General features: G+C 33.9%; 22 protein-coding genes and 1 tRNA gene. 19 read left to right on the forward strand and 4 right to left on the reverse strand.

Features of this window, described 5'->3' with window-relative positions; translation table 11 throughout:
- The first annotated feature begins 4 nt into the window (after nucleotides 1-4).
- From FJR47_RS00075 to FJR47_RS00110, 8 genes are all read left to right on the forward strand, one after another.
- The gene (locus FJR47_RS00075) at nucleotides 5-229 is read left to right on the forward strand and encodes a hypothetical protein (protein WP_152298473.1); all 225 of its coding nucleotides are present in this window, start codon (nucleotides 5-7) and stop codon (nucleotides 227-229) included.
- Nucleotides 230-787 carry a PhnA domain-containing protein gene (locus tag FJR47_RS00080; RefSeq protein ID WP_152298474.1) on the forward strand — a complete coding sequence of 186 codons (558 nt, stop codon included), beginning with the start codon at nucleotides 230-232 and terminating at the stop codon, nucleotides 785-787.
- Nucleotides 788-1,885, forward strand: a complete 1,098-nt coding sequence (locus FJR47_RS00085; RefSeq protein WP_152298475.1) for a deoxyguanosinetriphosphate triphosphohydrolase family protein — start codon at nucleotides 788-790, stop codon at nucleotides 1,883-1,885.
- Nucleotides 1,886-2,117: 232 nt separating this feature from the next.
- A complete protein-coding gene (locus FJR47_RS00090; protein WP_152298476.1) occupies nucleotides 2,118-3,230 on the forward strand; it encodes a tyrosine-type recombinase/integrase in 1,113 nt (370 codons plus the stop codon).
- The gene (locus FJR47_RS00095) at nucleotides 3,227-3,895 is read left to right on the forward strand and encodes a hypothetical protein (RefSeq protein ID WP_152298477.1); all 669 of its coding nucleotides are present in this window, start codon (nucleotides 3,227-3,229) and stop codon (nucleotides 3,893-3,895) included. Before FJR47_RS00090 ends, FJR47_RS00095 begins: the two co-directional genes overlap by 4 nt.
- Nucleotides 3,896-4,066: 171 nt before the next feature.
- Nucleotides 4,067-4,321, forward strand: a complete 255-nt coding sequence (locus FJR47_RS00100) for a helix-turn-helix domain-containing protein (RefSeq protein WP_152298478.1) — start codon at nucleotides 4,067-4,069, stop codon at nucleotides 4,319-4,321.
- A gap of 9 nt (nucleotides 4,322-4,330) precedes the next feature.
- The gene (locus tag FJR47_RS00105) at nucleotides 4,331-4,765 is read left to right on the forward strand and encodes a hypothetical protein (RefSeq protein ID WP_152298479.1); all 435 of its coding nucleotides are present in this window, start codon (nucleotides 4,331-4,333) and stop codon (nucleotides 4,763-4,765) included.
- A complete protein-coding gene (locus FJR47_RS00110; RefSeq protein WP_152298480.1) occupies nucleotides 4,743-5,426 on the forward strand; it encodes a hypothetical protein in 684 nt (227 codons plus the stop codon). Before FJR47_RS00105 ends, FJR47_RS00110 begins: the two co-directional genes overlap by 23 nt.
- A gap of 558 nt (nucleotides 5,427-5,984) precedes the next feature.
- Here FJR47_RS00110 and rpsU read toward each other — a convergent pair.
- Nucleotides 5,985-6,197, reverse strand: coding sequence for a 30S ribosomal protein S21 (gene rpsU, locus FJR47_RS00115; protein WP_021286775.1), 213 nt, complete (start codon nucleotides 6,195-6,197; stop codon nucleotides 5,985-5,987).
- Nucleotides 6,198-6,414: 217 nt separating this feature from the next.
- Between rpsU and dnaG the strand changes: the two genes are divergently transcribed.
- Nucleotides 6,415-9,183 carry a DNA primase gene (gene dnaG, locus FJR47_RS09800; RefSeq protein ID WP_347400446.1) on the forward strand — a complete coding sequence of 923 codons (2,769 nt, stop codon included), beginning with the start codon at nucleotides 6,415-6,417 and terminating at the stop codon, nucleotides 9,181-9,183.
- On the opposite strand, the gene FJR47_RS00135 is transcribed toward dnaG, so the two are convergent.
- Nucleotides 9,180-9,962 carry a hypothetical protein gene (locus tag FJR47_RS00135; protein WP_152298481.1) on the reverse strand — a complete coding sequence of 261 codons (783 nt, stop codon included), beginning with the start codon at nucleotides 9,960-9,962 and terminating at the stop codon, nucleotides 9,180-9,182. The genes dnaG and FJR47_RS00135 overlap by 4 nt on opposite strands.
- A gap of 97 nt (nucleotides 9,963-10,059) precedes the next feature.
- Between FJR47_RS00135 and FJR47_RS00140 the strand changes: the two genes are divergently transcribed.
- The 10 genes from FJR47_RS00140 to FJR47_RS00185 all read left to right on the forward strand — a co-directional run bounded on the left by FJR47_RS00140 (nucleotide 10,060) and on the right by FJR47_RS00185 (nucleotide 18,700).
- Nucleotides 10,060-11,313 (forward strand): DEAD/DEAH box helicase, encoded by a 1,254-nt coding sequence (locus tag FJR47_RS00140; protein ID WP_152298482.1) that lies wholly within the window; start codon nucleotides 10,060-10,062, stop codon nucleotides 11,311-11,313.
- A 37-nt stretch (nucleotides 11,314-11,350) separates the two neighbouring features.
- Nucleotides 11,351-12,328, forward strand: a complete 978-nt coding sequence (locus FJR47_RS00145) for an argininosuccinate synthase domain-containing protein (protein WP_152298483.1) — start codon at nucleotides 11,351-11,353, stop codon at nucleotides 12,326-12,328.
- 141 nt (nucleotides 12,329-12,469) lie between these two features.
- Nucleotides 12,470-13,633: a formate-dependent phosphoribosylglycinamide formyltransferase gene (purT, locus tag FJR47_RS00150; RefSeq protein WP_152298484.1), complete on the forward strand. Its 1,164-nt coding sequence runs from the start codon at nucleotides 12,470-12,472 to the stop codon at nucleotides 13,631-13,633.
- 10 nt (nucleotides 13,634-13,643) lie between these two features.
- Nucleotides 13,644-14,570 carry a D-2-hydroxyacid dehydrogenase gene (locus tag FJR47_RS00155; RefSeq protein ID WP_152298485.1) on the forward strand — a complete coding sequence of 309 codons (927 nt, stop codon included), beginning with the start codon at nucleotides 13,644-13,646 and terminating at the stop codon, nucleotides 14,568-14,570.
- A 101-nt stretch (nucleotides 14,571-14,671) separates the two neighbouring features.
- Nucleotides 14,672-14,980, forward strand: a complete 309-nt coding sequence (locus FJR47_RS00160) for a YqaA family protein (protein ID WP_241690970.1) — start codon at nucleotides 14,672-14,674, stop codon at nucleotides 14,978-14,980.
- 28 nt (nucleotides 14,981-15,008) lie between these two features.
- Nucleotides 15,009-16,619 (forward strand): FAD-dependent oxidoreductase, encoded by a 1,611-nt coding sequence (locus FJR47_RS00165; RefSeq protein ID WP_152298486.1) that lies wholly within the window; start codon nucleotides 15,009-15,011, stop codon nucleotides 16,617-16,619.
- Entirely contained in the window at nucleotides 16,609-17,310 is a 702-nt protein-coding gene (locus FJR47_RS00170) for a succinate dehydrogenase/fumarate reductase iron-sulfur subunit (protein ID WP_152298487.1), read from the forward strand. The genes FJR47_RS00165 and FJR47_RS00170 overlap by 11 nt, the downstream gene beginning before the upstream one ends.
- A 58-nt stretch (nucleotides 17,311-17,368) precedes the next feature.
- A complete protein-coding gene (locus tag FJR47_RS00175) occupies nucleotides 17,369-17,866 on the forward strand; it encodes a YajQ family cyclic di-GMP-binding protein (protein ID WP_152298488.1) in 498 nt (165 codons plus the stop codon).
- Nucleotides 17,867-17,878: 12 nt separating this feature from the next.
- Nucleotides 17,879-18,544: a DNA-binding protein gene (locus tag FJR47_RS00180; protein ID WP_152298489.1), complete on the forward strand. Its 666-nt coding sequence runs from the start codon at nucleotides 17,879-17,881 to the stop codon at nucleotides 18,542-18,544.
- A 68-nt stretch (nucleotides 18,545-18,612) separates the two neighbouring features.
- Nucleotides 18,613-18,700, forward strand: a tRNA-Ser gene (locus tag FJR47_RS00185).
- 38 nt (nucleotides 18,701-18,738) lie between these two features.
- Here FJR47_RS00185 and FJR47_RS00190 read toward each other — a convergent pair.
- Entirely contained in the window at nucleotides 18,739-20,661 is a 1,923-nt protein-coding gene (locus FJR47_RS00190) for a LapD/MoxY N-terminal periplasmic domain-containing protein (protein WP_152298490.1), read from the reverse strand.
- Nucleotides 20,658-21,278, reverse strand: coding sequence for a transglutaminase-like cysteine peptidase (locus tag FJR47_RS00195; RefSeq protein WP_152298491.1), 621 nt, complete (start codon nucleotides 21,276-21,278; stop codon nucleotides 20,658-20,660). Before FJR47_RS00195 ends, FJR47_RS00190 begins: the two co-directional genes overlap by 4 nt.
- Nucleotides 21,279-21,280 lie beyond the last annotated feature (2 nt).

Consider the following 21,280-nt stretch of genomic DNA (forward strand, 5'->3'; position numbering starts at 1 on the left):
TTTTATGTTGAAACTTAGTTTAATAGCTGCTTTTGTATTTAGCGGCTGCTCCTACTTTGAGTTTAATTATGCAATGTGTGAAAGTATTGGGCCCAATGCAGATCCTCAGATAATAGAAAAGTGTAGAAATTATAATGAAGAAGAGGCGCAAAAAGCGTTTGATAACACAAAAACAGAATCATCCAGTGATGAAGATGTTTTAAAATTTAAAAAAGATTCAGGAGAGTAGATGAGTGTAGAAAAAGAGTTAGAGGCTAGAAGCGGCGGTGTTTGTGAGTTATGCGGAAGTAGTGAAGGTCTTAGTGTTTTAGAAGTTGCACCTTCTGATGGAAGTGCAGAACAATCCATATATGTATGTTCAACCTGCAGAGATCAGATAGAAAATCCTGAAAATATGGATGAGACACATTTTAATTGTCTTAATGACAGTATGTGGAGCGAAGTTCCTGCTGTTGCAGTTATGTCATATAGAGTGTTAAACGCTCTTGGCAGACAAGATTTGATTGATATGATGTATATGGAAGATGATATAAAAGCCTGGGCTGACGCCGGTTTAAAAAGTCAATTAAACAGTGCGGTTGTAAAAGATTCTAACGGTGTTGTGCTAAACGCAGGCGACAGCGTTGTTATTATCAAGGATTTAGAAGTTAAAGGTGCAGGTTTTACTGCAAAAAGAGGAACAACTGTTAAAAACATTACAATTCCTCAGGATGTACCTGATCATGTAGAGGGTCGTGTGAATGGAACGAAGATTTACTTAAAAACAGAGTTTTTGAAAAAAGTATAAATGAAACCCGAAAATAGATTTTATCAAATAATTGATGATTTTAGAAATCCGTATGCAAGGGACAGAGACAGAATAATTCACTCCGGCAGCTTTAGAAAATTAGAGTATAAAACACAGGTTTTTTTAAATCAAGAGGGCGATTTTTTTCGTACGCGTCTTACACACTCTATAGAGGTTTCCCAAATTGCCCGCTCTATTACCTCCCATTTGGGACTTAATGAATCATTGGCAGAAGCAATAGCGCTTTCACATGATTTGGGGCATACCCCTTTTGGGCATATTGGCGGAGATACGCTTGATGAGTCTCTTAAAAACGATGGCTATGCAAATGGTTTTGAACATAATTTTCAAAGCTTTAGAGTCGTATCTTCATTAGAGAAGAGATATAACGGTTTTAACGGTTTAAATCTTACATTTGCCACATTGGAGGGAATCTTAAAACACTCCTATCCCTATAAAAAAAGTTTTTTACCACCTATAATTCATGAACAGTTTAATTTAGATACTCATCCAAGCATAGAAGCGATGGTTGTTGATCGTGCCGATGAGATAGCTTATGTGACTCATGATATAGATGACGGTATAAATTCAGGTTTAATTACATTTGATGATCTCAAAGAGAGCCAGCTGATACAAGAGATTTTAAATAAAGTAAATGAAGAGGGTGTGTCAGAACAAGAGGAGGAGATATTTAGGTATCGTTTTGTTTCACATCTTATCAATCATCTAGTTTATTCGCTTATTGAGTACTCAAAAGAGAAGGTTGATAACTCTAAAATACTCTGTGCAACTATTGAAAGCAAAACTAAGCTCCCTGTAGGTTTTGATTTAAAACTTGAATCTGAGATAAAAAAGCTTAAAAAACTGCTTTTTACAAAACTTTATCAACATAAAGATATTATGATTAAAATGTATGCCGGAAAACAAGCTATTAAAGGTCTTTATAATGGTCTTAAAGAAGAGCCTAAGATGATGCCTTTGTTTTACCGTTCACAGTTAGATAGTAAAAATAAACATAGAGTAATTGCTGATTATATAGCTTCAATGAGCGATAGACATGCGTTGTCATTTTATAATGAGATGTACGGGAAATTGTAGTTAAAGTTGAAGAGTAAAAAAATATAAGCCCGAAGGCTTATATTAGAGGCGTGATTCGTAGCGTCTCATCATAGGCTTTTTTCAAGTTTCTTAAAGTAGATAAAAACTTCAATCAAACCCCTTTACATAGGGCTTTTAACATTGTATAATAATAACTAAGTAAAATCAAGTAAAGTCTATTTCTAACCTCTTGAGTTAGAAATGAGTTAGAAATATAAAGGGATTTTTTGCAATGGTTAAAACAAAAAAAACGGGTGTTTATTACAATCTCTTAGAAGATAAGGATAAAGTCTTTTATTTCAACTACAAAGATATAAATGATTTAGATAAAAACTCAAAGCCAAAACTCAAATGGGTAAAAATAGGAAATTATTCAGAAGGGATAAGAGAGGCTAACGCCGTTACACTTAGAAATGAACAACTATCCAAGATGAAGCACGGGGAAGATATAACCATAATTGCAACTAAGAAAAAAAAAGAGATAGTTACCTTTGATGATTTAGCACAAACATACTTCAAAGATAAAAAAAGCACTCCAAACCGAATGAGTCGTTACAATACTCATATAAAAGGAGCAATCGGTAACAAAGATATACACAAAATAAGCAAAGAGAGCATAGAGAAGCTTTTAAAAGATGTTGAAGCAAAGGGATTATCAAACCAGACTCTAAACAGCATTAAAGAGCTTATAAGCACGATATACAATCATCATATAAAAAAGTATGACTTAGTGATAATCAATCCTTGCATAAAAATAGAGAGATACAATATTGATAACAATAGAGAGAGATATTTATCTTTATCGGAAATCAAACAGCTCAAAGAAATCATAAAAGATGATTTTTTAGTGAGTCTCTTTGTAGATTTATCATTACAGACGGGCGGTCGCTTTGAAACAATCTTGCATATACAAAAAAAAGATATTAACTTAGCAAGTGAAACGGTTACGCTCAAAAATCTAAAAACAAAAAGTACCTACACGGGACACTTGCAAAAAGAGTTTTTAGAGTCAATAAAAGAATACTTGCAAAAACTAAGCATAAATGATTATGTAGTTAGCTTCAAAGATGCACACGATACAAAACTCACACAAAGACAAATACAGCATAGAATCAAGCCGTTGTTAGATAAATTGTTTAACAAAGGACTTGATACAAAAGATGCAAAAAATAGAGCAGTAATTCATACTTTTAGACATACCTTTGCTTCACATCTTGCAATCAATGGAGTGCCTATTTTTACAATCAAAGAGCTTATGAATCACGCAAAAATAGAACAGACTATAAGATACGCAAAACTAAGTCCAGAAAATGGAAAAAATGCGGTGCAGGGGCTTTATAGATGAGAGATGAGTATTCAAAAATTGATTATAATGAAATTGAAAATTTTTTAAATGAGAAAACCAAAACCAAAAACTATGAACTCCAAAATATTAAAAAAGAAGACCTTATAGGATTTATTTTTGATGAGTTTGCAAAGATATTTGAAAGTTCATACATAGAAAAAACAGCTAAACGATACAAAGAAACCACTAATACGCAACAAAGCATAAAACAAATTATAGAAGAGTCACAAAAAAGAGCAAATAATACTTATTATATTATTTATCAATCAATTTATAAGTATCAGTATTATATTGAAAATAAAGACGCTGATGCTACAAAGAAATTTTTAAATGAAGAACGAAAAATCAAAAGTAAAGTAAAAAAATTTATTGAAATATTAGAACCTAGTAATAAAGAAAACACTAAACAAAAACAGTTACTATTATTATTAGAAGATATGCAAAAAAATCCTTATAATTACGCTCAAGCTCCAGATGTTATACCAATAGCAAAAGTAGAAGTAATTGATATAAAAAATCAGATTATACAAGCTTTATCGAATAGATTAATTTGCAGGGTAGAAGATGACGAGTATAAATCTTTACCAATGAAAGAAAAAATCAAAAGAAGCCATAAGCACGGCTTTAATGCAGTTGATGCAATCTTCCAAAAACTTCCTTTTTAAAGTGTCAAATTTTTATCTTATTTTTTGAGATATTTTTTCGACACCCAAAAAATCACAAATGCGATAATTCTATCATACAAGTAAGAACTTGCAAGGATAAGCTTTTTAGTTTATATCTTATTTGTTTAGAGGTTGCAATCTCATAATTTAATCCACAAAGGAAAAAAGATTATGAGTAATAAATTACTTACAGACGAACAGAGAGAGCTTTATAGCTTGATGTTACCACAGTATGGAGCGGTACTAAGCCAGAATGATGCTTCAAAGTGCTTAAAGAAGTCGTTAGCGACACTTTACAGAATGAGAGAGCAGGGAATCGGACCGAGTTATAAAAAGCTTGATAGTAAGTCTAAAAACGGCACGGTGGTTTATCCACTCCAAGAGATTGTTAGATACTTGACTGAATCTAATATCCAAACGGCTTGAGGTGGTATTATGAAAATTTCAGAATATACAATCATCAACGGTAAGCCCTCAAAGGTTATCTGTAATGAATCAAAAGCCAAAGAGTGGAATTTAGAAGACGCAAATATCGACACATTAAAGGTTGTAGATGAACTTCTAAAATTTAAAGATAGTAGTTTGAAATATCCAAAAGGCATAACTGTAATCAATGCAGTTGATACAATCAGTTTGGTATCTAATTTGAATGTAACCCGTCCAAGTAATCACATCGGTATTATAAGAAGTGATTTACCTGCGGATACGCTCATTACTTATAGAACGCCAAACGAGCGTGATACATACGGCATAGTCAAAAGTGACGAGAGCATCAAGTGTGTTGAGGCTTTGAGAGAGAGGCTTTTAAAAGTTGTTGAGAGTAAAGATATAAAACTCTCAAAAGCTTATGAAGATAATCGGACAAATTGACTCTATAAGCTTGAGAAGTGAGAATTTTGAACAGATGTTTACAAGTGATAATTATATCATAGTAACAGTTAAAGGCGTGGGAATATTTGAACCAAAGTTATGGAGAGATGCTTTTAAACAGAGGCTTACCAAGAGCATAATAGAGGCGAAAATACTCCACACCTCAACAGGCTTGACTATTGCACTCAAGAGATACAATAGAAGCCTTACAAAGCAAACTTTAGATATTGCAGGGCTTAGAGGCTATGATGATAAAGCAATGGATTTAAACAACTTCTTACAGTCTCACTTCTTAGAGTTTATGGAGTGTGAAATCAAGCGGATAGATATTTGTTTTGATTTTTTGAAAGTACCGAATCGAGTTATAAAAAGGTTATGCGACAAAAGAGAGCCTTTTAAATTCTGTAACACTACTTACTACAAAACGCCAAAAGAGTTAAAAACAAATGATACGCTTGATATAAAGCGATACGACAAACAAAAAGAGGCGAAACTACCCAGACCGATGGAACGGTTAGAATTTTGTTTCAAAGGTGGCTATTTTCCAAAAGGAATGAAGCTTAATAATTTAGATAGAAATTTTCTATCCAAGATGGAAAAAACTATAAAGCGATTTAGTGGAATAGATGCGAAAATATTCCCTTTAAGTTACATTGTTTAAATTTTCCAAAACAGCCCGTCCAAACTCCACACGGTACGGGCTTAAACACACTTCTTAAACTTTGCTGAAAGTGAAACTAATTTCAAGCATAAAAAGAGAGCAGTTAATAACACTAATCAGAGCTACCAAGATACGAACATCACACAAAAAAACTCATAGGTACTGTAAGAGCAAATAACAGGCACGGTAGGTGCAAGCCTCAAAAACTCTCTAATTATCTTGTTTTAAAAGTAAGTTAAGTATTTTATAAATGTTATAATTTTTGCTTATACAACGGTATTTCAAGCCATTAACCAATTAACCTAAAGTATATTAACTAATCAAATATAATTAACCAAAGGCTTATATCTGTTTTATAAGACACGAACTGTTTTTAAGTGATAGATTGTAGGGTAAAATGATTTTATACGGTGCTGATGAGGTAGTACTTTTTTATCGGATATAGTAAGGTTAAAAAGTAGAAAATTTGATTAGTGGTTATAAATAGGTTAGAAATGGACTTTAAAAGCAATCCTTAAAGACGCCTCTAAAGCCCTATTCTATGAAGTTTAGTGTATGTTACAGTCTTGACTCGTAGCGTCTCATCATATAAAGACGCTTAAGCATTTTCTTACGAGAAGCAATTTTGAATTTTTTACGCTTTTCAGTTTCTGTTTCATGGAAACGGCGAGCACGAGCTTCTGTAACGATTAAGTTACGGTCAGTCTGCTTTTTGAAACGACGGTAAGCTGCATCAAAATTATCATCACTGCGTAGTACGATACCAGGCATATCACATCACCCACTTTCTGTAAAAATTTAGAATCGAATTATATCATAAATATATTTTATATTAAAAATTATTTTGTAAATTTGTAAATTTATTTTAAATATTGATATGATTTAAATATTTTTATATTAAAAAATATAAAATTCCTCTGATACAGATATTTAGTAATACATTTTTCAACCTCTTAAAATTTAACTAACAATCCAGTATAATTCGCTTATGATTGATAAAGATTCTATAGAAGCCCTAAAGGCACGCCTTGATATTGTTGATGTTGTAGGTTCGTATATAGAGCTTAGAAAAGCCGGTGCCAACTATAAAGCTCCATGCCCTTTTCATGATGAAAAAACGGCTTCATTTGTAGTAAGTCCCGCTAAACAGATATATCACTGTTTTGGTTGCCTTCCTCCATACCAAAAAATAATGACCACACTTGGATACAAAGAGATAAAGGATGTAATGGTAGGTGATAAAGTTTTTGCTGCAAATGGAGTTTTAACAGAAGTGATTGAGCGAGTGTATCATACAAGTGAGTTTGATATTCTAGCTTTTAAAACATCTCTTAGTGCAAAAGAGTCTTGTTTTACGCAAAACCATGATATGTTGGTTATTAAAAAAGAGGATGCAGTTAGCGAACTGCCATACTTAAGAGTAGAGAAAAGTAGACCTCTAAAGTTTTATGGACGAATAAAAAAAACGAAAAGAAATTATAGTTTCACGATTAAAAGAGAGTTTGCTAATGATGTAAGAGTAGGTGATTACTTTTTATATCCAAAGAATCGTCAAACAGTTACAAAAGAGTATTTAGATGTTTCATCTTTTTGGGAGAAGAATAATTTTGGACCAAATGTTCAAAGGATAGAAAAAATAACACTAGATAGAGACTTTATGTGGCTTGCAGGTTTATATGTAGCTGAAGGTAGTACATATAGAGGTGGTATAAAATTTTCTATTTCATCTACTGAAGAAAAGTATGCTAAAGAGATAATAAGAATAGTAAAAAAATTATTCAACAAAGAAGCAAAACTTTTCTATACAAAAAATAGAAAAAACTCCCTCGAAGTTACCATATCTAGTACAAATTTAGAATATATTTTTCTAGAGTTATTTGGTAAAGGTGCCAAAAATAAGCACTATCCATTTTGGTTTAATTCTTTATCTGATGAACTTAAAGAGTCTTTGTTTATGGGATTAATGGATGGAGATGGATGTTATGCTAGAAATACTTATGACACTATAAGCCAAACTCTTGCAGATGAAATAATTGACTTAGCAATATCTCTTGGTAAGATACCATCTTGTAGGGTCTCAAAATCATTCGTTGATAAAAAAGGTGTTAATCATAAACAATCCTATAAGATATATTTTAAAAAAAGAGAGTCAACAGAGAGTTTTTTTGAGTATATTGATGGAGTAGAATATCTGTTTATAAAAGTTAAAGAGATAAAAAATATTGGAAAAGAAGATTTAGTATATGATATAACAGTTAAAGATAAAACACATACTTTTCTATCGAACCATTTCGGAGTTGGCAATTGTGGTGCCGGCGGTGACAGTATAAAATTTATTATGGAGTATGAAAAACTCTCTTATCCCGAAGCATTAGAAAAACTTGCTTCTTCATATAATTTTTCTCTTACTTACAGTGACAGCAAAAATAATAAACCTCGCTCACAGCTTATGGACAAAATTAATGAGTGGTATCAATATTTGTTTACTAAAAATCCTCAAGCACGCTCTTATATAAAAGAGCGAGGCATTTATGAGAGCAGCATTGAAAAATTTGGTATTGGATATGCACCGGACTCCAACTCAACGATAAACTATATAAAATCTCAACTTTTCAATATGAGCGAAGCTGTAGAGATGGGTGTTGTAGGTTATGACGGCGGAAGAAATTTTGCAAGATTTATAGAGCGCATAACATTTCCGATTCATTCTGCAAACGGAACTATTGTCGGTTTTGGCGGCAGAACCATAACCGGGCATCAGGCAAAGTATATAAATTCTCCAGAAACACCGATTTTTAATAAATCCCGTCTTCTTTATGCTTATCACCATGCAAAACAAACAGTTTACAAAACAAAACAGATAATTATAACAGAAGGATATCTTGATGTTATTATGCTTCATCAAGCCGGTTTTACAAATGCAGTTGCTACTTTGGGAACAGCGCTGACTCCTGAGCATCTGCCGTTTTTGAGAAAGGGAGAGCCGGAAGTTATTATGGCATATGATGGAGATAAAGCAGGACGAGCAGCTGCACTCAAAGCATCAAAACTTTTAAGTGCCAGCGGATTTAACGGCGGCGTTGTTATTTTTAAAGAAGGCTTAGATCCTGCAGATATGGTAAAAAATGGTGCAGTTGAAGAGTTGGCAGATATGTTTAGAACACCCCAGCCATTTATCGAATTTGTCTTAAATGAGATTTTATCACTCTATAATCTTTTTGATCCAAAAGCCAAAGAAGCTTGTATGCAAGAAGCGGTAGGATATCTTAAAACCCTCTCTCCTATACTTCAAGACAAATACAAAACATACTTAGCACAACGATTAGGAATCAACCCTTCATTTGTTAAATTGACAAATCAAACAAACACTAACAGATCTGTTAGTGATAACAGTCGTCATAGAGATATGTGGGAGCTTAGTCTTATAAAAACAGTTTTAGAGTATCCGGAATTTATAGATCAGATACTTGATGTTTTAAATCCTTCACTTTTACAGTTTCACTCATCTGAGTTTGCTTTGGCACTTCAGGGAAAAGTAGATGAGCCTGCTCTTATGGCAATATTGATAGATGAAAAGATACTTCCATTTAAAAATGAAGAGGTACTAAAATCAGAACTTATAGCATTTTTAACAAAACATTATGAACGGGAATATAAAAAGATAAATCTGAAAACAGATATCTCTTTTGAAGAAAAAGCTTTTTATATCCGTAAACTTAGAGGAAAAATTTCACAATTAAAGCGCGGAGAACTTTAAGAAAGAGATTCTTCATTATCTTTTGGTTTGCGGGCTTTTATAGATATTTTTCTTCCAACTTTTTTTGGCTCATTATATTTATTTTTTGGAGTTCCGTCATAACTATGGTTTCTTTCTCCGCTTTTGCCTGAAAATATCGCTTTGCCGTTTTCATCTTTGCCTAAATATTTATTTGTTTTTTTGTCATCTTTTTTAGATTTATCATATTTTGGTTTCTCATAATCTTTGTTTTGAGATTTTTCACTATTTTTCTTTGGTTTCTCATATTTAGATTTTTCAAAAGGTTTATACTCAGACTTTTTAGCCTCTTTTTTAATTTTATCGTATTTAGGTTTGTCAAAAGATTTTTGCTCTTTTTTTTCTTTTTGTACAGGTTCATATTCAAAGCCTGTAATTATCTCCTGTTTGATAACTCTTTTTAGAAGTGTCTCTATTGGATATAGCTCTTTTTGTTCACTGATGTCTAGTAAAATAAGCGCGTTTTGCGTTGTTTTAACCAATCTAGAGATGTATATAACCGGATCAGACGGCAGATCGTAACTAATAAGAAGCTCACATTTTAGCTCTGGCAATTCTGCTAGTTCGCTATCGTTAAAAACTTTAACATTATCAGCTTTTATTGCCTCTTTTATAAAAATGTTCTCCTGCGCTGTAGCTACAATAATGTGGAGATTACTGTTTTGTTCTACAAGAGATTGAAGCAATAAAAGCTTTTTATTGTTAGGACATGGATGAACGCGATGTTTGTTGTGTTTAATAGTAATTTGGCTGCTTGGCATATGCGGTCCTAACTGAGGGTTTTAAATATATTTTAAATTATATCTTATATTAGCATAAATTATGCTATTATGTATAAATATTACAATCAGGATAAAGATGTCATTTAACACACTAGGTTTATCAGCTCCTATATTAAAAGCTATTAAAGAACAAGGCTATAGCGAGCCGACACCTATTCAAAAAGAGGCAATACCCGTTATTTTAAACGGCAGAGATATTTTAGCCGGAGCTCAGACCGGAACAGGCAAAACAGCAGGTTTTACCCTTCCGCTTCTTGAGCTCTTAAATAAAACAAAACCAATAAAAACAAAACAGAAAATAAGAGCACTTATTTTAACTCCAACAAGAGAGTTGGCTGCGCAAGTCGGCGAGAGTGTTGAAGTGTATGGAAAATACCTCCCTTTTAAATCTGCAGTGATTTTTGGAGGAGTGAAAATCAATCCTCAATTAATAAAGCTTAAAAAAGGTGTTGATATTGTTGTGGCTACGCCGGGCAGGCTTTTAGATCATATCTCTCAAAAAAATATAGATTTAAGAGATGTTGAGTTTCTTATTTTGGATGAAGCAGACAGAATGCTTGATATGGGTTTTATCAATGATATTAAAAAAATATTGGCAATTCTTCCAAAACAAAAACAGACACTGCTTTTTTCGGCTACATACTCTGATGAAATTAAAAAACTCTCAGACAAGCTGCTGAAAACACCTGCTCTTATAGAAGTAGCACGCAGAAATACAACAGGTCAAGCTATAAAACAGAGTGTTTATCCTGTTGATCAGGTTCGTAAGCGCGAACTTTTAACACACCTTATAAAAGAGGGCAAATGGAAGCAGGTTCTTGTTTTTACAAGAACAAAACATGGAGCAAACCGTTTATCTGGGCAGCTTGAAAAGGATGGTATAAGTGCCGTTGCCATTCATGGAAACAAGAGTCAAAATGCCAGAACAAAAGCGCTTGCTGATTTTAAAAAAGGTGAAGTGAGGGTTTTGGTTGCAACGGATATTGCAGCTAGAGGAATAGATATAGATCAGCTTCCTCATGTAATAAACTATGAGCTTCCAAATGTTTCTGAAGATTATGTTCACAGAATTGGGCGAACAGGACGCGCAGGAAATGAAGGAGAGGCTATATCTCTTGTTTGTATAGATGAGCATGAGTATCTTGCAAGTATAGAAAAACTTATCAAAAATGATATTCAAAAAGTGTGGTTAAAAGATTTTAAACCAGACCCTTCCATAAAAGCACAACCTATCAATAAAGGTAACACAAGAAACTCAAGCGCAAGAAGCAGATCTAATAACAAGCCGGCTCAAAAGCCATCTGGAAGAAAAAACAGAAATAGTATATAATTATATATTTTAAATTATCAATTTTACAAGGAAGAAGATGAAAGCAATCGCACTATTTAGCGGTGGATTAGATTCAACTTTAGCAATGAAACTTATAATAGACCAAGGCATAGATGTTTTGGCCCTAAATATTAATACAGGTTTTGGAAGTACCAAAGACAGACTTGAACATATGCAAAGAATGTGTGAACAGGTAGGCGCAGAACTCAAAATTATAGATATTGAGAGTGAGTTTTTGCAAGATGTTCTTTTTGATCCTAAGCATGGATATGGAAAAAATTTCAATCCCTGCATAGATTGTCATGCAAAGATGTTCACTGTTGCAAAAAGAGTTATGGAAGCAGAAGGTGCTTCCTTCTTAATCAGCGGTGAGGTTTTGGGACAGCGACCAATGAGCCAAAATAAAGATGCTTTAAAAACAGTTTTAAATGAGAGCAGCTGCGACGGCTTGCTTCTTCGTCCTCTATCTGCGAAAGCGCTTGATCCGACAATTGCAGAAATAGAGGGTTGGGTAAATAGAGAAAAACTTGAAGGCATTACGGGAAGAAGCCGTGACAGACAGCTTGAACTTGTAAAAGAGATAGGTCTTGAAGATTTTGAGAGTCCAGGCGGAGGATGTCTTCTTACTGATGAGAATTTTGCAAAAAAGATGTTTGATTTTATAAAATATGATATATTTGAAGTAAAAGATATACCTGTTATGAAATTTGGGCGTCATCTAAGACTTCCTGATGGAGCTAAACTTGTTGTCGGAAGAAACAAAGATGAGAATGAACATCTGCAAAACATAGTTAATGATAAATATTATCATATCAAAACTCTTGGTTTGCCTGGACCACACTCTCTTTTAAGCAAAAGCGCAAGTAGAGCAGATAAAGAGCTTGCGGCAAAGATAATTCTTACATATTGTAAAACAAAAGAGGACAAAGTTTATACTTTGGCATTTGATAATGAAGAGCTTCAAGCTCTCCCTTTTGATTCTAGAGAAGAGATAAAACCTTACACCATAATGTAGAAATTTTAATGTATTTTTAGAGAGTTTATTTAGATAAACTTTTAACCAATTTTGATATAATCATATATTAGATTTTTTCACTACTCCAAATTTTTTCACTTTACTTGAGTGAGAAATTTTATTATCAGATAAGGAATTTTCATGCAATTTAGTGCTCCGCTAAAATCAAACTCAAAAAAAATCATGCTTTTAGGTTCGGGCGAACTTGGTAAAGAAGTTGCCATCGAAGCACAAAGACTTGGTCTTGAAGTTATTGCAGTTGATAGATATCAAAATGCGCCGGCACACCATGTCGCACATCGTGCATATGTTGTAAATATGCAAGACAAAGATGCTGTTTTAGAGATTATCCATCGTGAGAAGCCGGATTATATACTTCCTGAGATAGAGGCCATTAGCATAGATGCTCTTTTTGCAGCGGAGGATAAGGGGTACAATGTTATTCCAAATGCAAGTGCTGTAAGTAAAACAATGAATAGAAAAAATATTCGTACATTTGCAGCTGAAGTTTTAGGCTTAAAAACAGGTCCTTACAAGTTTGTTACAACAAAAGAGGGTTTAAAAGAAGCCGCAGAGCGCATGGGTTTTCCATGTGTTATCAAACCTGTTATGAGCAGCTCCGGACATGGTCAAAGTATCGCAAAAAGCGCAGATGATATTGACGCTTCATGGGAGATCGCAAAAGAGGCGCGCGGTGATTCAAGCGAATTGATTGTCGAAGCATTTGTTGATTTTGATTATGAGATAACAATGCTCACGGCCAGAAACGGCAAAGAGACAGTTTTTTGTGAGCCTATCGGTCATGAACAAAAGGACGGTGATTATGTTTTCTCATGGCAGCCTATGCAGATGAGTCCGCTTGCAAAAGAGCGCTCACAAGAGATTGCTAAAAAAATCACAGATGGTCTTGGCGGTCGCGGTCTTTTTGGCGTTGAACTTTTTATCAAAGGTGATGAGGTCTATTTTTCTGAAGTTTCCCCGCGTCCGCATGATACTGGGATGGTAACACTTATTACACAGTCTCAGAGTGAGTTCGCTCTTCACTTAAGAGCTGTTTTGGGACTTCCTTTGGGCTTTACATTTTACGGCGAGGGCGCTTCAGCAGCATTTAAATCAGATGTTCATAGCTATGCTCCTGCGGTGGATGTGGATGAATCTCTCTTTAGCGAAGATAGTTTTGTCAGAGTCTTTTCAAAGCCAGAAGCTCATAAAGGAAGACGCCTTGCGGTAGCGCTTGTGTTTGATAAGGCAGAAGATGCACTTAAAAAAGCAAGAGATCTGATTACAAAGATCAAAGACGCGTAGTTTTAGAAAAATGAAAATAGTTTTACTTGACACTCTGACTTTTGGGGATACTGATTTAAGCGCTTTTTTTGAACTTGGCGATGTGGAGATTTTTAAGACCACTTCTGCAGAGCAGACGCAGGAGCGTATAACAAACGCGAATATTATAGTAACAAACAAAGTTGTTATAACTGATGAACATATGCAAAATACGCCTACAATCAAACTTATTTGTGTTGCTGCAACCGGAATGAACAATGTAGATTTAAAAGCTGCAAAAGAAAGAAGAATTGAGGTTAAAAATGTTTCAGGCTACTCAACGGATTCGGTTATTCAGCATACATTTTCTATGCTCTTTTATCTTATAGGCCACTCAAAATATTATGATGAGTGCGTAAAATCCGGCGAATATGCAAAAAGTCCTATCTTTACCGATGTATCAAAACCTTTCTTTGAGATAAAAAATAAAAAGTGGGGAATTATTGGACTGGGTGAAATTGGCCGCGGAGTCGCAAGAGTGGCAAGAGCTTTTGGCGCAGAGGTATCTTACTTTTCAACAAGCGCTCAAAACAGCTCAAATGAGTTTAACCGAGTAGAGTTGGAAGAGCTTTTACAAACATCTGATATTATTTCCATTCATGCGCCTTTAAATGAAAAAACACTCAATTTACTGGGATATGAACAGTTGTTAATATGCAAAGATGGAGTTGTCGTTTTAAATCTAGGACGCGGCGGAATCATCGATGAGGATGCGGTTGCAGAGATAATTGATAAAAAAAACATCTCTTTTGGATTGGATGTTTTAAGCAAGGAGCCAATGAAGCAAAATCATCCCTTGCTTAATGTGAAAAATCAAGAAAATCTCTATATAACACCCCATATTGCATGGACAAGTATTGAAGCAAGAGAGTTGCTGATAGCCGGTGTTATTGAAAATATAAAAACATTTCTAAAGTAGGCACTATCGCAGAACTTGCCCTTTTTTTATCTGCTTTTTTAGCAGCAACAATTTTTCCATTTAGTTCAGAAGTAGCATTTGTTGCGGCTTTAACTGAGGGTATGCCAAAAATAAACGCACTTCTATTTGCTTCAAGCGGCAATATTCTTGCTATTATCGTAAATTATTTTTTAGGTTTTTGGCTCTATGAGAAGACAAAAACAAAGCTTCTTGCATCAAAAACCGGAACAAAAGCATATCTTTTTGGACATAATTACGGTTATTATGCATTGATTTTTTCATGGCTGCCAATTATTGGAGATCCCATAACATTAGTTGCGGGAGTGCTTAGACTTAAGTTTGTTTGGTTTGTTATAATTGCCGGAATCTTGAGGATTGCAAGATATTTTGCATTAGCCCTTATGGTATAATCAAAAAAAAGATAAAGCAGAGAAGATAATGAGTAAAAATAGTGTGATTGTAGTAGGAGGCGGCGGTGCAGGGCTTGTTGCTGCACTTAGTGCTAAAGAGAGCGGAGCCGATGTTATAGTTATAACAAAAGAGTATCCGACAAGAAGTCAAACCTGCATGGCTCAAGGCGGTATCAATGCAGTTTTATCCGAACAAGAGGATGACAGCATAGAGACACATGTCCAAAATACACTTAAATCCGCAAAAGGCTTGGCAAATGAGCAAGCTGTAAGATATATGTGTCAAGAAGCGCCAAATGCGATCAAGTGGCTTGATGGTATCGGTGTGCCTTTTAGCAGAGACAGCAAGTCAAAAATTGCCCAGAGAAAATTGGGGGGCACTTATGCTGCACGAGCTTGCTATGCGCAAGATTATACAGGACTTAAAATTCTTCATACACTTTATGACAGATGTCTGGCTGAGGGAATTGAGATTTTAAATGAACGACATTTGCTTGAGTTTATAACAGCTGCGGACAAAAATAACAGAAGTTATGTTTGTGGCGTGAGTGTTTTAAACAAAAGAAGCGGTGAAGTAGAGATATATGAGGCTCCGAGCATAATAGTTGCTACCGGCGGATACAGCAGGGTTTTTCATAAATATTCTACAAACTCTGTTGCATCAACTGGTGATGGAGTGGCTGCTGCTCTAAGAGCCGGAGCGCGAGTAAGTGATATGGAGTTTGTGCAATTTCACCCAACAGCTCTTAAAGAGTCATCTATACTTATATCTGAAAGCGCAAGAGGTGCGGGCGGATATCTTTTGAACTCTAAAGGAGAGCGGTTTGTTAATGAGTTGGCTCCTCGTGATGAGGTCTCAAAAGCTATTGATGATGAGATGGACAAAGGCGAAGATATTTATCTTGATATTCGCCATTTGGGAGCAGAGTTTATAGAAAAAGAGCTGCCTCAAGAGTCAAAATTGGCAAAATTGTATGAAAATGTTGATCCGGTAAGTGATTTGCTGCCAATAAAACCTGCGGCGCATTATACTATGGGCGGTATAGAAGTTGATGCAAATTCATCTACATTCATAAATGGACTTTTTGCAGTAGGAGAGTGTGCAAATCATCAAGTTCATGGAGCAAACAGACTTGGCGGCAACTCTCTTTTAGAGTTGGCGGTATTTGGTAAACAAGCTGGAAAAAATGCTGCAGACTATGCTCAAAATTTTGATAATAAAATAGATGCTGCAGGGCAAAAAGCTTTTTTTGAAAATCAAATAGCAGAGATAAAAAAACTTCCAAATAAAATAAGTTTTTATGAAGAGTATGCGAAGCTTGGAGAGTTGTTTTATAAAAATGTGGGAATAAAGAGAGAGAAATCTGCTTTGCAGAGTGCTTTAGAAAAAGTAAAAGAGATGAAAAGCAGTATATCGCAAATGGGCGTAAATGATAAAACAAAGGTATATAACACAAATCTTTTAGAGTTTTTAGAGTTTAAAAATATGCTCGAACTCAGTGAAACTATCTTAATTTCCGCACTTTATAGAGCTGAAAGCAGAGGAGCTCATTTTAGAGTTGATGCTCCAAATAGAGATGAAAAATTTACATCGCATACTATAATAGACAGGGATGGAGTTGTAAAAGATGAAAATTAATATTAAAAGAGATACTGTAGTAGAGTATGAAGTGCAAATGCAAAACAGAACACTTTTGGAAGTGCTTAATGAGATAAAAACAAAAATCGATCCCACCCTTGCATATAACAGCGGATGTCGAAGCAGCGTTTGCGGAAGCTGTGCTGTGAGAGTAAACGGCAAAGAGGTTTTGGCATGTGCATATCATGTCCAAGAGGGGGATTTGATCGAACCTTTGAAAAATAGTGAAGTTGTCCGTGATTTAGTTGTAAATATGGATAAAGCTTACAGTTTTAATACAAAAGCAAAGGCGTGGCAAAGTACATGTACGGAAAATGTTTCGCTTTCATATGAAGAGCAAAAATTAAACGAACTTCAGAGCAATTGTATACTGTGCGGTTTGTGCTATAGTGCTTGTCCGGTATATGCAGTAAATAGTGAATTTTTAGGACCCTTTACGCTAACAAGAGTTTGGAGATATGTTAGTGATAAAAGAGAAACAAAGGTAGAAGAAAAAATTGATTCCATTCAAACAAATGGAGTTTGGGATTGTACTCTATGCAATGAGTGTACGCTTGTCTGTCCACAGGGAATTTCAAGCAAGGCAGATATAGAAAAACTAAGAGCAAAAAGTGCAATGTTAGGTTATATGGATCCAAATTTTGGCAATTTTGGTGGGGGATTCGGATTTGATGGGAGCCCCAGTTTTTAAGTTGTTTAAGACATTTTTTGTTATATAATAAAAACTATTTGTTATAGGAGCGTTAGTGATGGCAAAAGAGCACTCATTTGATATAACTGCAAAGATTGATATGCAGAATTTTAAAAATGCTATAAATCTTGTTGATAGAGAGATAGCGAATCGTTATGATTTTAAAGGTACTTCTTATGAAATTAATTTTAAAGAGAAAGAGAAACTTTTAATTCTTATAGCATCAAGTGATAACAAACTTGACACACTTAAAGATATTGTTATAGCGAAGCTTTTAAAACAAAATCTTAGTTCAAAAGTGCTTGAAGAGCTAAAAATTGAAGATTCAAGCGGCAATAATAGAAAAATGACTTTTAAAATTGTTGATTATATTGAATCAAAAGAGGCAAAAAAAATAGTAGCTGAGATAAAAAATTTAAAATTAAAAGTTACGGCGCAAATAGAGGGTGATTCCATAAGAGTCAAAGGAAAAAATCTCGATGATTTGCAAAAAGTTATTTCAACTATTCGTTCAATGGAGTGGGAAGCTCCGCTTATTTTTGAAAACATGAGATAAGGGAATATTTGTATGACAAAACTAACTATATCTGATGCTGCAAACAAGCTTGGCATATCAAAAGAGGCGATTCATAATCGCATAAGGAGAGGTTCTTTGCAAAGCGTAATAGAAGATGGAGTAAAGTTAGTTATTATGAGTAGTAGTGAAACTCTCCAAATATCTCCAAGAAAAAAAGATAACAAAAAAGTACCAACTTACGCAGATGAAAGATACTACAAGCTTTTAGAAGAGCAAAATGCAAAGCTTCAACAAAAAGTCGAAAATCTTGAAAACGAAACAAGAACACTAAGAGATCAAAAAGAGCAGATGTTAATTAAAGAGAGAGAAAAAATAGAGCAGATATATAAAGAAAAAGATGAACAGTTAAAAAATATAATCAATGCAATTTCTTCAAATCTTATGTTAAATAATCCTCAAAACAAGCTTCATATCCAAGATGACTCTTTTGAAGCCGAAATAGAAGAGAGCCTAAAAGAAGAAGAAAACCTTGAAGAAAACAGCAGATTAATATCTCTGAATAAATATTTGAAAAATGGAAATTTTTCGAAGAAAAAGATATCTAAAATAAAAGAGAAATTTAAAGAGCATGCAAAAGATGATTCAAGAGTTGTTATGGTCGGCAAAAAGTATTATATAGATTTACAAAAATATGACTATAGTGATTTTTCATTATAAATAAGCAATAATTCAAAATATAATAGAAGGAATTAAGGCTTTAGTATGTAAAATTGCACTTCTGCAAAGGACAGCTGGCCGAGTGGTCGAAGGCGCACGCCTGGAACGCGTGTATAGGGCAACCTATCGAGGGTTCGAATCCCTCGCTGTCCACCATAAATCAATTTTTTGAAATAAAATAATGTAAAAATCTTTCAAATTAAAATATGTTCTGTAATTTCTCCTTGAACAATATATATACCTTTTTCTTTTAGCTTCTCTAGTGTCTGTATATCACTAACACCTACAGCTATAAGTGAAATACCGATACTGTCTGTAATTAGTCTCAAAGATGATAAAGATTGATCACTTTGATTTAAGAAATAATTGCTTTCACATTTTATATATACAGGCCTTAAATCTTGTAAATATTGGTAATCCTCACCCTCACCGATAAACTCAAATATGCCTATTTCTATATTATATTTTCTAAATAACTCTATATATTTTCTAATATTTTTTGAATCTTGGCGAACAAGTTCGTCTGGAAGTTCTATAATAAGTTTAAAAGGAAGTCTTGCAGCATTTGCGTGCATAATTTTGCTTATATCACTGTAAGTTTCTTGATCTTGAAGATACTCTTGCGGCAGTCTTAGAGAGTAGGTTGATGCAGAGGGAAGTATATGAGAATTTTTAAAAAGCATAGTAAAAACTTTTTTATAAATATGGCTGCATAAGCCTGAGTGAATTGTTGGTGCCATAAATTGAGCATAACTGTAAGATCTGTTTCTATCCAAATCAAGATGTATACTAAGAATATGATGCGCTAGTGTATTCACCTTTGTATCTATAACACTCCATGAAACAAAACTGAATTTATCTTTTTCTATCGCTTCGTTTATAGTATCTCTCCAAGCATCTTTGCCCATGATTTCAAGGGCATTAGCGGTTTCTTCTATATGTATATTTTCATGATTGAATTTTGCCTGAGCAAGAGCATTATCGGAGTGTGACAAGAGTTCGGATATGGTGTCTTTATGATTATATGCATAGAGCCCTATTGTAATAGATGTTTCATTTAAATCAAGTCCTGAGGATAGAATCATATCCTGAGAATCTTTTTGTAAGGATTTTGCTAGTTTCAGTGCATTGTCAATTGAGTAGTTAGGCAGAAGAAGTGAAAATTCTGTACCGTTTAATCGAGAGACAATAGAGTCATTAATATTTTTTGTATAGGTTTTAAAGTTATTTGCAATATTTACAAAAAGTTTATCTACATTTTTATGACCTATTTTTTCATTTGCTTCAATAACTCCGCTAAATGCAATAATTATATTGACACCGCCTTCATAAGAGGCATCAATTTTGAGATAAGCTGGAAGTTTATCCATAAGATATTTACGGTTTTTTAGTTGTGTGATTTCATCAGTATACTCTATCTCTTTATGTGCTTTTAACTCCTCATTTCCTTTTTCAAACATAGTTTTTACTTTTAAAACCATGCTGTTCATTCCTAAAACAACATCTGCCAACTCTTTTGTGCATGGAAGTTTATCTTGGATTATAAACTCATTTCTTGTAATTGCTGCTGCCTGTTTTTGTACCAGTTTTAAAGGTTTTAAAACTGCATGCAGTAAAAAGTTAAGAATCGCAAGACTTATTGTTGCAATAAGTGCAAAAGATAAAAGCAAATCTATAAAAATTTCGTAAAGTTGCTTATAGGCATATGTTGCATCGCTCTGTACGCTTAGTATTCCGACTTGGCTCCATCCCGCAGAGACATTTGCATATGCAACGGGTGCTTTTAAATTTATCAGTTTTCTAAACCACTCTGGAATAATTCGTATATCGCTTTCGGCAACTCTTTCATAAAGAGTGTTTTTTTCAGTATCAACAAGAGTAATATTATGATAATTTCCGCTGTCAAAATTTGCATTAATCATAGTTGAGATCATTGAAAGGTCGCCGTTAGCGCTTCCAAGCGAAAAACTTAGTGATGTTGCGGTATTTTTAGCGTCTTCATAGAGTCTATCCTGAACGCTCTTGTTTGCACTATGAAAATTGAGTATCAAAACTGTTGATAAAATAATAAGTAAAAAGAGTGATAAAATTAAAGCTGTCTGTTTGTAGAGTGTCATATTTTTTCCCTTTGCATATTTAGTTTTAATTCATCCCATTTTTTATGAGATTTTTTATTGTTTTTGTCTGCTTCATCAAGCAGATCTCCATTAAAGTTGTAGATTGGAGTTAAATCTTCTCTTTGCGATGCAGGAAATATTTTACGATTATAATTATCTAAAATAAGCGGTTCGCTTTTTGTTGTTTTAAAGTATGTTAAAACCATATGCGGCTCCTTAAATCTTGTGGAGCGAACATATGTAAAAAAAAGTTTTTTATAGTCAATCCCAAGATATTTAAGAGCAAAATATTTGCTTATCACGAAATCTTCGCAATCTCCTCTGTCTTTGGCCAAAAATTCCCATGGAGTGGCCCAATAATCTTTTTTACCATATATCTTCATATCGCTCGCATATCTTACATCGTTAAAAAAATTATTTACCGCTTCAAGTTTTTCCATTTCACTCCTGTTTTTTACAGAATCAAGAGTTTCTTGAAGAGCTAAAAATCTTTTTTTCGCGTATATTTTGTATTTTTTGTCAATTTTTTTTAATATTTTTTTATCTACATAAGGCGTATCTGCAGAAGCTATATTTATAAAAAATATTGATAATATAAGCACTCTTAAGATAAACATGA

The organism is Sulfurimonas xiamenensis, assembly GCF_009258045.1.
Classification (GTDB): Bacteria; Campylobacterota; Campylobacteria; order Campylobacterales; family Sulfurimonadaceae; genus Sulfurimonas; species Sulfurimonas xiamenensis.